The organism is Delftia sp. CH05 (assembly GCF_009827015.1).
In the GTDB taxonomy this organism is placed as follows: domain Bacteria; phylum Pseudomonadota; class Gammaproteobacteria; order Burkholderiales; family Burkholderiaceae_C; genus Comamonas; species Comamonas tsuruhatensis.
The window spans coordinates 26599-39682 of the sequence record NZ_WUMG01000057.1; the positions used below are offsets into that span (position 1 = coordinate 26599).

10 protein-coding genes are annotated in these 13084 nt (G+C 67.5%); 8 read left to right on the forward strand and 2 right to left on the reverse strand.

Translation table 11 applies throughout. The features are described from left to right. The first annotated feature begins 6 nt into the window (after window positions 1–6). The 8 genes from GRX31_RS27155 to GRX31_RS27190 all read left to right on the forward strand — a co-directional run bounded on the left by GRX31_RS27155 (window position 7) and on the right by GRX31_RS27190 (window position 8721). Window positions 7–792, forward strand: coding sequence for a BMA_0021/BMA_0022 family TOMM bacteriocin (locus GRX31_RS27155; RefSeq protein ID WP_016446373.1), 786 nt, complete (start codon window positions 7–9; stop codon window positions 790–792). Beyond that, window positions 767–1633, forward strand: coding sequence for a class I SAM-dependent methyltransferase (locus GRX31_RS27160; RefSeq protein ID WP_337193986.1), 867 nt, complete (start codon window positions 767–769; stop codon window positions 1631–1633). Before GRX31_RS27155 ends, GRX31_RS27160 begins: the two co-directional genes overlap by 26 nt. Next, window positions 1590–3800 carry a TOMM precursor leader peptide-binding protein gene (locus tag GRX31_RS27165; protein WP_160855745.1) on the forward strand — a complete coding sequence of 737 codons (2211 nt, stop codon included), beginning with the start codon at window positions 1590–1592 and terminating at the stop codon, window positions 3798–3800. Before GRX31_RS27160 ends, GRX31_RS27165 begins: the two co-directional genes overlap by 44 nt. A gap of 119 nt (window positions 3801–3919) precedes the next feature. Beyond that, window positions 3920–4864: an FHA domain-containing protein gene (locus tag GRX31_RS27170; RefSeq protein ID WP_016446376.1), complete on the forward strand. Its 945-nt coding sequence runs from the start codon at window positions 3920–3922 to the stop codon at window positions 4862–4864. Between the two features lie 198 nt (window positions 4865–5062). Beyond that, window positions 5063–5398 carry a hypothetical protein gene (locus GRX31_RS27175; protein ID WP_223275358.1) on the forward strand — a complete coding sequence of 112 codons (336 nt, stop codon included), beginning with the start codon at window positions 5063–5065 and terminating at the stop codon, window positions 5396–5398. A 94-nt stretch (window positions 5399–5492) separates the two neighbouring features. Further along, a complete protein-coding gene (locus GRX31_RS27180) occupies window positions 5493–5900 on the forward strand; it encodes a GFA family protein (protein WP_016446377.1) in 408 nt (135 codons plus the stop codon). 258 nt (window positions 5901–6158) lie between these two features. Beyond that, window positions 6159–8075 (forward strand): HEAT repeat domain-containing protein, encoded by a 1917-nt coding sequence (locus GRX31_RS27185; protein ID WP_237426794.1) that lies wholly within the window; start codon window positions 6159–6161, stop codon window positions 8073–8075. A gap of 205 nt (window positions 8076–8280) precedes the next feature. Next, complete coding sequence (locus GRX31_RS27190; protein ID WP_043793056.1) at window positions 8281–8721, forward strand: hypothetical protein; 441 nt, start codon at window positions 8281–8283, stop codon at window positions 8719–8721. Window positions 8722–8757: 36 nt separating this feature from the next. Here GRX31_RS27190 and GRX31_RS27195 read toward each other — a convergent pair whose 3' ends face one another. Together GRX31_RS27195 and GRX31_RS27200 are read right to left on the reverse strand one after the other, a co-directional pair. After that, entirely contained in the window at window positions 8758–9237 is a 480-nt protein-coding gene (locus GRX31_RS27195; RefSeq protein ID WP_074922909.1) for a GNAT family N-acetyltransferase, read from the reverse strand. A 129-nt stretch (window positions 9238–9366) separates the two neighbouring features. Next, complete coding sequence (locus GRX31_RS27200) at window positions 9367–12867, reverse strand: IPTL-CTERM sorting domain-containing protein (protein WP_237426793.1); 3501 nt, start codon at window positions 12865–12867, stop codon at window positions 9367–9369. Window positions 12868–13084 lie beyond the last annotated feature (217 nt).

Consider the following 13084-nt stretch of genomic DNA (forward strand, 5'->3'; position numbering starts at 1 on the left):
AGTCACATGACCACCCAGCTGCAGAATACTGAACCGTTGCTCGCATTCCGCCTTGCCTACCTGCGGGCCATCGCCCGCTCCTGGCAGGATGACGCCTACCGCCGTGACCTGCTGGGGCAGCGCGACATCCAGCCCATGCTGCACCGCGACTTCAACCTGCCGACCCAGTGGCCCCAGGTCGATGTGTCGCTGCGCCTGAGCGACGACCCCACCCAGCGCGCCGAATGGAAGCCCGTGCTCACGGCCGGCTGGATCGGTCCCGACGATGAATTCGTCATCGTCCTGCCCCAGGCGCCCCAGACCCATGCCTCCGAGGCCCTGGCCGCCTACTACCAGCTGTTCCCCAACTTCATGGGCGTGAGCACCTCGTTCGAGGAACCGAACAACGGCATGCTCAGGGCTGCCCTGCCCACGGGCCTGGGCATCCCCGGCGGCGGCCCCGACTCGCTGCTGGCCTTCGGCGGCGTGGTGTTGCGCGCCATCGCCCTGGCCTGGCAGTCGCCCGAGTTCCACGCGGAGCTGACGCGTGACGACGGCAAGGACAAGGCCCCCGTGCTGAGCCAATGGCTGGGCTACAACAACCCGTTCAACTTCCAGGTCCGCTTCGAGACCGAACAGGCCTTCACCTGGGACGCCGCGCGCGGCGAGTGGAACCTGCAGCGCGCAGACGGCACGGCCATCAAGAACGGCATCGTGCTGAACTACCCGGTGGCACCCGCCGAGCAGGACCTGTGGGCCATCGCCCTCACCTCCTACAACAACACCGGTGACGCCTATCCCTTCACCTGCTGATACGGCACCGGCGCAGCTGCAAGGGGCCACGGCCACCTTGCTGCTGACGCTGGCGGCACGTGCCCGCGCTGCAGGTGCGGCAGCTCCCCCGGAGCTGCACGACCTGCCGCCCTTTGCCGACCCCGAGGCGTGCCGCATCGCGGCGGCGCTGCCCCAGGCCAGCGAGGCGCACGCCGCCGACCCCGCCTTTGTGCGCAGCGTGGTGCTGCGCACGCAGCTGTTCGACCGGCTCACCACGCAATTCCTGAGCGCGCATCCGTCCGGCCTGTGCATTGCGCTGGGCGCGGGCCTGTGCACGCGGCGCAGCCGCCTGGCGGCCCTGGCCGGCACCGCACGCTGGCTGAACGTGGACCTGCCCGACGCCATTGCGCTGCGCAATCAATACATGGACGGCGACGAAACCCGCCTTGCCTGCTCCATCCTCGACACCTCCTGGCTGGACGCCGCCGCCCTGCCCGGCAGCCAGCCCGTTCTGGTGCTGCTCGAAGGCGTCTGCCCCTACCTTCCCCAGGCGCCGCTGGAGGCCATGCTGCAGCAGCTGGCCCAGCGTTTTGCCGCGCCCGGCAGCCCGCCGTGCACCGTGGTGCTCGACCATGTGCACCCTGCCCTTGCACGGCTGCCCATGCAGGTGGGCGGCATGCGGCTGCCCGTCGTCTCCGGCTTTGCGGACGGCGCCCAGATGGAGCGCATCCACCCCGCCATCCGCATCAGCCTGCAGGAGCACCTGTATGCCCGGTTCTCGCAGCAGCACCAGCTGTTCGAGACCGCCTTCCACGCCACCACCGGCCAGCACCCGTATGCCGTCGTCCGCCTTGAACTGGGAGCCCCGTCCCTTGCCTGAGCCTGCGGCCCCGGACCTTTTTGCCGACGCCTTCCGCTGGCACGAGAAATTCCTGTCCCCCGTGCAGCAGGGCGACCGCCTTTTGCTGACCAGCGAACGCGACACCCTGGCCCTGGGCTCCGCCGCCGTGCTGGCGCTCAACGCCCCGCTGCAGGCCGGCACCAGCCTCATGCAGCACTGCGCCACAGCGCCCGATGCACCGCTTGCGCAGATGCTGCACGCCCTGGGCGCCCTGCTGCGCCAGGGCCTGGTCCAGCCGGTGCTGCACAGCGACTTGAACGGCCACGGTTATCTGCAACCGGATTTCTCGGCCCCGCCCGTGCGCCTGCAGGCATCGGAGCAGATCGACATCGTCCTGCTGACTGCAGCGCTGGACAGCACAGCCGCCTGCCACTGGGCTGCGGCCGTGGCCACGCAGTCACCCGCCCCCGCCCCGCTCACCATCGTTTTCTGCGACGACTACCTGGACCCGCGCCTGGGCGCCATCGACGCCGGCCAGCGTGCCGCAGGCCGGCCCTGGCTGCTGGTCCGGCCCGCGGGCGAGCAGGCCATGGCCGGGCCCTTGTTCACGCCCCATGCCGGCACCGCATCGGCCTGCTGGCATTGCCTGGCGCACCGCTGGCAACGCAACCATCCCGCACGCGCCGCGCAAGGCGGCCCGCCGCACGACAGCGGCCGCTGCCCGCCCGTGCGCGCCGGCGCCGACCTCATCGCCACGCGGCTGCAGGCCCTGCTGCCCATGGTGCAGCGCCTGCTGGCGCACACCGATGCGGCGCAAAACGTGTGGACGCTGGAGCCTGACCAGCCCCACCCGGTGGCCGCCCGCCCACAATGCCCGCACTGCGGCACACCGGGGCTGATGGCACTGCGCCAACGCGAACCCATTGCGCCAGTTCCCGGCACGCATGCCGCGCGCGCCGACGGCGGCTGGCGCAGCGTGCCGGCCGAGACCACGGTGCAGCGCCTGTCCCGGCACGTCAGCCCGCTGACCGGCGTGATTGCCCGGGTCACGCCGCTGACGGCCGAGACAGACGAAGCGCTCACCGTCTACCGCAGCGAAATCTTCAGAACGCCCGCGCCTGGCAGCGGCTTCCTGGCAGCCCCCCCGACACAGCTGTGCCTGGGCAAGGGCCTGTCGGCCATGCAGGCCCGCGCCAGCGCCATGTGCGAAGCCGTGGAGCGCTACGCCGCCTTCCACCAGGGCGATGAAGCCGTGGTCGTCGCCCCCGCCGCGCAGCTGGATGCGCCCTGCATCGCGCCCACGGAACTGGCCCGCTTCAGCGACCGGCAGACCGCCCGCTTTGCCACCGACAGGCCGCCGCATGCCGTGGCCCCCGGCGCCGGCCAGGGCGACCCCCTGTGGTGGGCGCCCGCCTGGTCCCTGACCGCCGATGCGCGCCGCTACCTGCCGCTGGGCTTTTGCCTGGCCCATGCGCCCGCGCAAAGCCTGCACCATGTCGGCTGGACCTCCAACGGCTGCGCCGCAGGCAACACACGGGAAGAGGCCATCCTCCAAGGCTTCATGGAACTGGTGGAACGCGACGCCGCCGCCATCTGGTGGTACGGCCAGATCCGCAGGCCCGCCATCGCGCTGGACGGCATCGCCGCAGCCACGCGCCAGCGCCTGGCGCGCAGCTGCGGCCCGCAATGGTCGTACTGGCTGCTGGACATCACCCATGACTTCGGCATACCGGTCGTGGTCTGCGTGGGCCGCCACGCGGATACCGGCCATTGGGCCGTGGGCTTTGGCTGCAGCCTGGACCGCGCCCTGGCCTGCGAACGCGCCCTCACCGAAATCAGCCAGCTGATCGCGGCGGGCAAGGGCTTTGCCGTGCCGCAGCAGGTGCAGGCCTTTCTGCATCCGCTGGACGGCACCGATGCGCCGCCGCAACAGCCTGCGCAGCAGGCGGACACCGCGCCGCCGGACATTGCCCGGGCCATTGCGCACTGCGTGGACATCGCACGGGGCCTGGGCCTGGAAACCATCGTCTACGACCACTCGCGCCCCGACATCCCTCTGTACACCGTCAAGGTCGTGGTTCCGGGCCTGTGCCATATCTGGCCGGAACTGGGCAATCCACGGCTGCGCGACGTGCCCGTGGCCCTGGGCTGGCGCAGCCGGCCGCTGCAGGAATCCGAGTTCAATCCGCAGGCGCTGTACGTTTGACAAACTGAAACGCGCAGCGGGCATGTACTCTCTCGGCTTGGCAACAGGCTGCCGGCTCCGGGCCAATGCGCCCCCAGCCCACCCCCTGTTCACACAAGCCCCAAGGAGAATTCGAGGCGATGGCCCTCTTTCGTAACCAACTCGACGGCAGCATCGTCGTGCTGCGGCCCCTGCATACCTTCGGCCGCCACCCCTCGGTCTGCCAGACCGTCATGAAGGCGCCCGACGTCTCCCAGGTCCACGCCCTGTTCCGCTGGAACCGGCAGACCTGGGAAATCGTGGACCAGAGCCGCAACGGCACCATGCTCAACGGCGTGCGCCTGGTCGCCGGCCGCTGGACCGTACTGACCGTGGGCGCCAGGCTCAGCATGGGCGAAGGCGCAGAAGCGGCCTGGACCGTGCAAGACCTGGGACCGCCCGTCACCTGCCTGAGCCCCGGCCCGGGCCTGCCCCAGGACGCCCCCCTGGCCCTGAACCCGCGCGGCACCCTGCTGCCCGACGCCCAGGAGCCCGAAGCCAACGTCTTCTTCGAAGACGGCCGCTGGCTGCTGGAGTCCGGCGACGGCACCGAGCCCCTGGTGGACGGCGCCATGGTCCACACCTCCGCAGGCAGCTGGGAATTCGTGCAATGCGACGACCTGGAATCCACGCGGGAAAGCAGCTTCGACCCGCATGCGCCCAAGCCGCCGGACGTGTCCTTTCGCTTCCACGTCAGCCAGAACGAGGAGCACGCCAGCCTGACCGTCATGAGCGACGGCAAGCCCATCGCGCTGGGTGAACGCATACACCACTACACCCTGGTCACCCTGGCCCGCGTGCGCCAGCAGGACGCCCACAAGGGCCTGGCCCCCGCAAGCCAGGGCTGGATAGAGCTCGACGCGCTCTCGCGCATGCTGGGCGTGGATTCGTCGTACGTGAACATCCAGATCTTCCGAGCCAAGCACCAGATCCTCAGCGCCCTGCCCGAATGCGCGGCCTTGCCGGCCCTGGTGGAGCGACGGCGCGGCAGCCTGCGCTTCGGGGACTTTGCGTTCGAGATCGAGGGCGGGGCGCGCAGCGCCTGAACGGCGAACTGCAACGGAGAACGGCAGGCACACGGCGCATCGCTCGCCGTATGTAATCAGCTGTAATTTTCTTGTTGTGCACACGTCAATAAAGTGGGAACCGGTTCCTGCCGCCTGCGGCAAGGACCTCTCACCCTCCTCCCGGACCGGGTTGCCCGAGTCCACTGGCGCACCTGGAAACCGCAAATGAGCATGGACATGCGACGTGTACTGTTGATCCCCGCCAGCGCGCGGCCCGTTGACCCTGGCCTGGCCAGCCTTTCCATGGACGCACAGGTCTGGGAAAACGGCTATCCCCTGGTCGTCGGCAAGGCCCGCCACGGCCTGCTGCAGGACTTCTGGCGGCACTACTACGGCGAATCCGCCGCCATGTTCGTGGCCTCGGACCAGTTGCTGGAACTGCACAACGACATCATGGCCGCCATCCCCGCCTGCGTGGGCGAGATGCCGGTGCTGCGCTTTCTCAACGACCTCGGAAGAATGTGCCTGCAGGCGCATGGGGACGGCAGCGGGCTGCAGGTCATCGGCGACTGACGAAACGGATGACTCCTGGGGTTGCCGCGCATCCCTGTCGCGGCATTGGGGCGCATGCACAATGGCATGCGCCTTTTTTCGTGCCCGCCCGACCATGAGCAACGCCCCGGATAGCCCCCCTCTTGCCCTGACCGGCAGCTGCCTGTGCGGCGCCATCGCCTATGCACTGCGCTCCACGCCCCAGGCCGTCTCGCACTGCCACTGCCGCATCTGCCAGAAGGCCCACGGTGCCGCATTCGCCACCTACGGCAGCGTGCCGGCAAAGGACCTTGTCTTCACCCGGGGCCAGGAGCAATTGCGCTCCTTTGCCTCATCGCCCGGCATCACGCGCTGCTTTTGCCAGCAATGCGGCTCATCGCTGTCATGGCACAGCCAGCATTACGAAGAAGGCGCATGGATCTCCGTCGCACTGGCCACGCTGGATTCGGAGTTTGTCGTGGGCAGGCAGCGGCATGTGAACCGGGGGGCTGGGATGGCGTGGGTGGATGGTGGGACAAGGTGATCGGGCGGATGGGGTCGGCCAAAAGCGGCCGGATGCCAAGGCCTGACCGGCCGGTCGACCGGTGGACGACTTGTCCAGTGGCGGTCCTGGGGCGGCACCTATGATGCAGGGCGCGCCAGACGAGCCTGTGCTGGTGGTCTTCTCGGACAAGCAGAACCAGGGCAATCCGGACCGGCCCTTCCAGTACTTATGAACGACAACCCAAGCCAGGCACTCGCAGAGCAGCTGCAGAGCTCCACAAAAAACGTCGATGTGTTCATGGCGCTGCAAGCGCTGTCCTGCGCCGCCCCCGCAGTGGCTTTCGAGGCCATCACGACATTCATGAGGTCCGCGCCGGCAAATCAGCTGCCCCTGGCCCGAAATGCACTGCTGGAGCTGGCGGACCGCGCTCCCGCGCTCCTGGTGAGCGCGACGCTGGACGAAGACGCAAAGGTGGCTGACGCGGCCAGGCAGGCCTTGTTGATCCGTCCCTCCAATGAGGGCCTGCCCCTGTACCTGCGCATGGCCAAGTCCAAGAGCGTTGACGAAGCCTGCTCGGGCTGCATGTACCTGGGCCGTATCTCCTCGCCACAGGCCCGGGCGCCTTTGTTCAAGGCCTTGGGCCACCGCAGCGCAGCGGTGCGCGAGTATGCGGCGACATCCATTCACAGCCACGCCGACGAACACTGGATCGCCGACCTGCTGGAGGCCATCCGCACGCTGCGGCGTGAGGAGACCGACAAAAAGAAAGACTTTGGCGAGGTGATCAACACGCTGTGCAGCGCGGTGGTCCAGAAATCCACACACGCCTGCCTGGACCTGCTGATGGAAGGACTCCACGATGCGGACGCCAGAGTCCGCGGGACCTGCATCAGCGCACTGGGGCGCCTGGGCGATACGGCAGCCGTGGTCCCGCTGATCGAGACGCTTGAACACCCGCGCCGCGGGATGCCGCGGGAGCTGAGGACGGCATTGGTCAAGGTGCTTGGCGAGTTGGGCGACGCGCGTGCGATCGCGCCACTGCTGCGTGCCGGAGTGACCGTTGCAGCACCGGCGCTGGGCCCGCTGAAGGCGCAGGAAGCCGTGCCTGAACTGATGGCCGCGCTGGAGCAGGCAAGGACACCGCGCGATGCCGACGAGCTGGCCGAGGTGTTGGCCCAGCTGCAAGGGCCCGGCGAGTCGCAGTGGCCCCGCGCAGGGTTGCGCACGGCGTCGCTGCAGGTACGCCGAGCCGCCGCGCTGCAGCTGGCGCGCACCGCGCCCCAGGAAGCGGCCCAGCATCTGCGCGCCATGCTGCCCCAGCTGTGCGGCGGCGACGCCGTGGGCGTGGCCGAAGCGCTGGCCTTGATGGGCTCAGCAGAGGGTTTCGAAGGCTTCGCGAAGGCATTGGCGGACGACCCCCACCACTGGAATGCCAGCGCCGTGGCGTACGCCTGCCAGAATCTTCGCGGCCCCCAGGTGCAGGCCCTGCTCCTGGGGCTGATACCCGGCATCCGCAACGAATACGTCCACCACGTCTGCAAAGCGCTGGCAGCGCAAGGGGCTGACGTATTGCCTGCGCTGATCGCTGCAGCCCAGGCAGCCGGCGACAGCTTGCGATACCGCTACGTGATGGCGCTTGCCGAATTCCGCGACCCCCAGGGGGCCGGTTTGCTGGCGCCTCTGATGGTCCGCCGCAACCCGTTGCGGGACGCCGCCATGCTGTCGCTGTCAGCCACGCCCAGCGCCGAGGCCAGCGCGGCGCTGGCTGCGGCATTGCTGCAAGCCGAATCGCCGGCTGATGCCCGGCTGATCACCGAAACGCTGGCGAAGGCAGCCACGCGCGAGGCGATTCCCGACCTGATACGGGCGCTGCAGGCCGACCTCGCCACCGAAGAGATATTGGAAGCCTTGGGCCGTCTGGGCAGTCTGGGCGACCAGGCGGTTGTGCCTGCACTGATCGATCAACTGAGCAGCCCCAACGCGCGCCGCCGCCAGGCAGCGGCCATGGCGCTGGGGCAGATCGCGGACCCTGCGGCGGGGGCACCGCTTGTCCGCCTGCTGCTGAAAGAGTTTCATCTGGAGGTGGCGCAGGCCGCAATGCAAGCCTGGCTGGCCATGGGCGCGCAAGATGGTGGCGCACTCGATGGGCTGGGCGCGCCGGGCACGCGCGCATTCCTGTTGGCCAGTGCCAGACAGCTGCGCAGGGAACGCTGACACGCACATCCCCGCACGGATTGCGGTGCGCCCGGTCAGGATCTGCCATCGCTGTAGAGCCGGCATTCGGTGCGGCTGCTTGAGGCTGAGAGCTGCCCGGCCCCTTGACGAAGATTCACCGTGCCTTCAGGCAAAATCCAGACGATCGGGAAAGCTTGGCGTCAGGTCTGCCGGGAAGCCCAACTTGAAGAAGGGAACAGTATCAATGGCACTGACGAAGAAGGGCGAGTTCTGGTACGGGACAACGTCCGGCGACACCCAAGCCGAGCTGCGCAGCTACAGCGTTGCGAATCGCCATGAGGCCGTCCGGTTTGCCTCGTCCAAATGCGATTGCGGATGCCGGACTTTTGCGCTGCAGACGGATGAAGAAGCCGGCGTGGCCATCCGCACCTGCACCGACTGCGGGCAGGAACACCTGATGGGCGACAGCGCGGAACATGTTGAAGAGGCCACCCCTGAGGCACACGAGTGCGTGTGCGAGAACGAGACGTTCGAACTGATGTCCGGCGTCTCCGTGTACGAAGGCACACACGACGTGCGCTGGTACTACATCGCTTGCCGCTGCGTGGAATGCAATCTGGTTGGGGTCTTCGCAGACTGGAAGTGTGAAGCGGGTGATGCGGCGGCCTTCCTCGCCAAGGTATGAGCGCGCGGGATCAAGACGCGCTGCCCAAAGATCTGGTCAAGCGGGTTTGCCGGGTGCATGCAGGCGATAGCGCAAAAAGCGAGTCCCCTGAATATCCAATGCGCCATCTGGCCGAAATCCCAGCTTGAGAATCCCTTTTATTCTGGTTCTTGAAGGTGGCAGCAAAATTGTGATGGAGCTCAGTCCCAAGCCAGTGAATGCACGTTTCACTATCTCTTGATAGATGGCTTTGCCACTTCCCCAGAATTTGGGGTGAAGCACCAAAGCGAGGTCGGCATCACCTTCCTCGTACTGCAAACCGCCCCAGCCGGCAAATTGCTGATCAATTTCAAACGCCCATGGCCCATAGCCGTATTGCTGCCACTGGGCATCCTTTTGCCGAGCCCATTCATTTGCTTTCGCCAGGTCGAAATTCGCACTGCCAAGCGGCATTTGTCGCAGCACATCTGGATTGTTGTTCAGCGAAACAATGTGAGCCGGATCAACTTCAGTGAGCCGCTTAAATTTCAAATTCATGCCTGTATCTGGTTGTCTACCCATCAAATTCAAAGCCTACCAAAACGGTGGTTGCCGACCGTCTATCTGAGCGTCAACCAAGGGGCAGCAGTCCACAGTGCGGGGTTGCTGCCGCTGCAAGCCAAGGCTTCACTTTCTGATCGGCGGTGCGCAACCACTGCTCGACGCTCGGCAACGCACCGCCACCAGACCCGCTGCCAGCAGCGAAAGCAACGCCAGCGCCCAGGGGCCGAGCGCGGGGATGGCCTGCGGGGCCAGCAGCACGGGCAGGCCGGGGTCGGTGATCTGGTTGGGCACGGAATCGCTGTCACCCACGCCGCCATCGGCCAGGGTGAAGGTCACGCTCAGGCCGTCGGGTGCAAACTGCGCGCCGGGCAGCGCATACCAGTGCGGCAGCGCGCAGGCAGCGCCGGTGCAGCCCAGCCCATCGGGGCTGGGGCCGTATTTGTAGTAAACGGCCCCCTGCGGCACTGGTGTGGTGAAGTGCACGGTCACCTGTGCATCTGCATTGCCAGCGACACGCCCCAGCACCAGGCCCAGCGGCGCGTGCACCGCACGCACATGGGACGGCAAGGGCGCGGGCAAGGTGGAGGCAAAGGCGGCGCTGCTGATCTCCCAGCCGTTCGCTCCATCCACCTCCACCGCCCCCAGATTGCCGTTGCCGCCCGCACCCTGCCACGGTGCGCTGCACTGCTGCGCTGCGCCGCCATATTCACCGCTGCACTGCCATTTGTGTTGGCCGCCAGCGGATAGCACTATCCCTGGCGTGCCCGTGGCGCACAGATTCGCGATGGGCTTGAAGGCCACAGCGCCGTTGGCCGCTGAGCCGCAGATCGCATCGACCGGGTCGTGGGTGAACGTGGCCGAAACGCTGCGCGGACTGGTCACGTTGGTGAGCTGGCATGCTCCCGTGCCCGCGCAATCGCCCGACCAACTGGTGAAGTGATAGCCCGTACCAGGCGTGGCAGTGCAGCTTGCGTCCTGGCCGTGGGTGACGGGGTTGGGCGTGCAGGTGACCGTGCCGTTGGTGGTGGCGGGGGCGATGCTGATGGGATAGGTGTTCAGCGCGAAGGTGGCACTCACGCTGCGCGGGCTGGTCACGTTGGTGAGCTGGCATGCCCCCGTGCCCGCGCAATCGCCTGACCAACTGGTGAAGTGATAGCCCGCATCGGGCGTGGCGGTGCAGCTTGCGTCCTGGCCGTGGGTGACGGGGTTGGGCGCGCAGGTGACCGTGCCGTTGGCCGGGGCGGGGGTGATGCTGATGGGGTATGTGTTCAGCGCGAAGGTGGCACTCACGCTGCGCGGGCTGGTCACGTTGGTGAGCTGGCATGCACCCGCCCCCGCGCAATCGCCTGACCAACTGGTGAAGTGATAGCCCGTATCGGGCGTAGCGGTGCAGCTTGCGTCCTGGCCGTGGGTGACGGGGTTGGGCGTGCAGGTGACTGTGCCGTTGGCCGGGGCGGGGACGATGCCGATGGAATAGGTGTTCAGCGCGAAGGTGGCACCCACGCTGCGCGGGCTGGTCACGTTGGTGAGCTGGCATGCCCCCGTGCCCGTGCAATCGCCCGACCAACTGGTGAAGTGATAGCCCGCATTGGGCGTGGCGGTGCAGCTTGCGTCCTGGCCGTGGGTGACGGGGTTGGGCGTGCAGGTGACCGTGCCGTTGACGGCGGCGGGGGTGGCGATGGAGTGGGTGTTGGGCGTGAAGGTGGCCGAGACGGTGCGCGACGCGGTCACGCTGGTGAACTGGCATGCCCCCGTGCCCGTGCAATCGCCCGACCAACTGGCGAAGTGGTAGCCCGCATCGGGCGTGGCGGTGCAGCTTGCATCCTGGCCGTGGGTGACGGGGTTGGGCGTGCAGGTGACTGTGCCGTTGGCCGGGGCGGGGACGATGCCGATGAAATAGGTGTTGAGTACAAATGTGGCACCCACGCTGCGCGGGCTGGTCACGTTGTAGAGAATGCACGCGCTGGCAGTGCCCGCGCAATCGCCCGACCAATGGGTGAAGTGGTAGCCCATCGCGGGCGAGGCGACGCAGATGGTGTCTTGCCCATGGGGCACGGGGTTGGCCGTGCAGTTCACGCTGCCGCCGGTGACGGCAGGGGTGGCGATGGCGTAGGTAATCGGCGCGAAGGTGGCTCCCACGCTGTGCGCGCTGGTCACATTGGTGAACTGGCATGCACCCGTGCCCGCGCAATCGCCCGTCCAGCCGGTGAACTGAAAGCCCATTTGCGGCGTGGCAGTGCAGCCAGCGGCCTGGCCGTGGGGCACGGGGTTGGGCGTGCAAGACATGCTCCCGCCCGTGGTGGCAGTGGTAGTGATGGCGTAGGTGATGAGCGTCGTGTTGGCAGAGACGGTGGTAGCCCCGAGAACCACGGGCTGGCAAGCCCCCGTGCCGCTGCAGGCGCCGCCCCAACCGCTGAAGGGGCGGGCGACAGGGTCGTGCACCGTGGCCGTGCAGGTGGCGCTGGAGCCATGGGTCACGGGGTTCGGGGTGCACTGTGCGCTGGCAATGCCCGCATACGTGTTGACTGTCACCATGTACTGGCGCGGTGCCAGGCAAGCGGCCGTGGTGCCGCCGCTGATGCCCGCGCAATTCCAGCGGAAGGCATCGGACGCGGCAGACTGGTTGGTGGCCGAACCGGCGCTGCACAAGAGGGTTGGCAAGGTGAGCGAAGGCGCAGTGCTGCCACACGCGCCATTGGTGGGCGGCGGGGCGAAGGTGGCGCTGATGGTGCAATTGCCGGTAATGGTCGCAGTGGTGTAGGTGTTGCCCACAAGCGATCCGCCGCAGCCGCTGACCTGCACCGTATAGCCCGGTGGCGTGGTGAGCGTGAAGCTGGCCTGCTGCCCCGCCGCTACATCGCGCCCCGCCTCGATGCTGCCGCCGCCCGTGGCCTGGGAGGTAACGAGGTAGGCGCGAGGCACGGAGCATTGCGGCGAAGGGTTGCCGCCGTAGCTGCTCTGGCACACCCAGGAGAAGGAGTAGGTTTCACCCATCACGCCGCTGGTCGTGCCCACGCTGCACAGCAAGGCGTCTGGCGGATAACGGCGAGGCGTGGTGCTGCTGGCACTGCCGCACACGCCATCGAGCTGCACGGAGCCGGCCTCGACCGTCATCCCGATGGAGGTCTGCGGCTCGGCCACCCAGGCCGGCTTGTGGCTCGCGCCTGAATACCAGGTCAGCCCGTCGTTGGTGGCCGTGGTGATCTGGCGGCGGATCATGGTCTGGCCGATGCTGCGCACCACCACCCAGGCAAAGTCGCCCGCCGCCACGATGCGGTCGCCCGTGAACACGCGCATGCCCGGCGTGGCCGCGTCGGCGGTGAAGGGGGCGCAGGCCGTCATGTCCACGAACGGCGTGGCGGCGCTGGCGTCGGTTGCGCACACTTGCAGCTCGAACTGGTCGATCTGGGTGAGATTCATCTTCACCTGCGTGATGCGCAGCGACTGGCTGCCAATCGGAATGCGGTTGGCCACCCACAGTTTGGTGTGGTAGCTGGAGTTGTGCTGGATGAGCCACGGGTCATTGGCGGCTGCCAGGTTGTCGAATACCGTGACTGCACCAGCAGACACTGAAGCCGCCACCGTCAGCAGCAGCATGGCAATTCGAAGGGCAAGGGTTTTCATGGCGATGGGGTGGGTGGGTGGAGCGGTGTTCCACCCAGCCGCGATCGGCCATGAAAAATGCTTTCAGCACTTGTGTATCAAGCGCTGAAAGCCATGTTGATGCAAGCGTGTGGCACGGGTGGATGCGCACTGCCGGCCATCTTGCGGGCTCGCAGCCCTGGCGGCTTGACTGTGCGTTCGTGCCGCGCTTGACTGGACGTTTCGCAAGCCTCACCCC

Bases quoted from the DNA above. Each gene is read 5' to 3' on its own strand.
- GRX31_RS27155 (WP_016446373.1), top strand. From the start codon at position 7: ATGACCACCCAGCTGCAGAATACTGAACCGTTGCTCGCATTCCGCCTT.
- GRX31_RS27190 (WP_043793056.1), top strand. From the start codon at position 8,281: ATGGCACTGACGAAGAAGGGCGAGTTCTGGTACGGGACAACGTCCGGC.
- GRX31_RS27200 (WP_237426793.1), bottom strand. From the start codon at position 12,867: ATGAAAACCCTTGCCCTTCGAATTGCCATGCTGCTGCTGACGGTGGCG.
- GRX31_RS27185 (WP_237426794.1), top strand. From the start codon at position 6,159: ATGGCGCTGCAAGCGCTGTCCTGCGCCGCCCCCGCAGTGGCTTTCGAG.
- GRX31_RS27195 (WP_074922909.1), bottom strand. From the start codon at position 9,237: ATGAATTTGAAATTTAAGCGGCTCACTGAAGTTGATCCGGCTCACATT.
- GRX31_RS27170 (WP_016446376.1), top strand. From the start codon at position 3,920: ATGGCCCTCTTTCGTAACCAACTCGACGGCAGCATCGTCGTGCTGCGG.
- GRX31_RS27175 (WP_223275358.1), top strand. From the start codon at position 5,063: ATGCGACGTGTACTGTTGATCCCCGCCAGCGCGCGGCCCGTTGACCCT.
- GRX31_RS27180 (WP_016446377.1), top strand. From the start codon at position 5,493: ATGAGCAACGCCCCGGATAGCCCCCCTCTTGCCCTGACCGGCAGCTGC.
- GRX31_RS27165 (WP_160855745.1), top strand. From the start codon at position 1,590: ATGCCGTCGTCCGCCTTGAACTGGGAGCCCCGTCCCTTGCCTGAGCCT.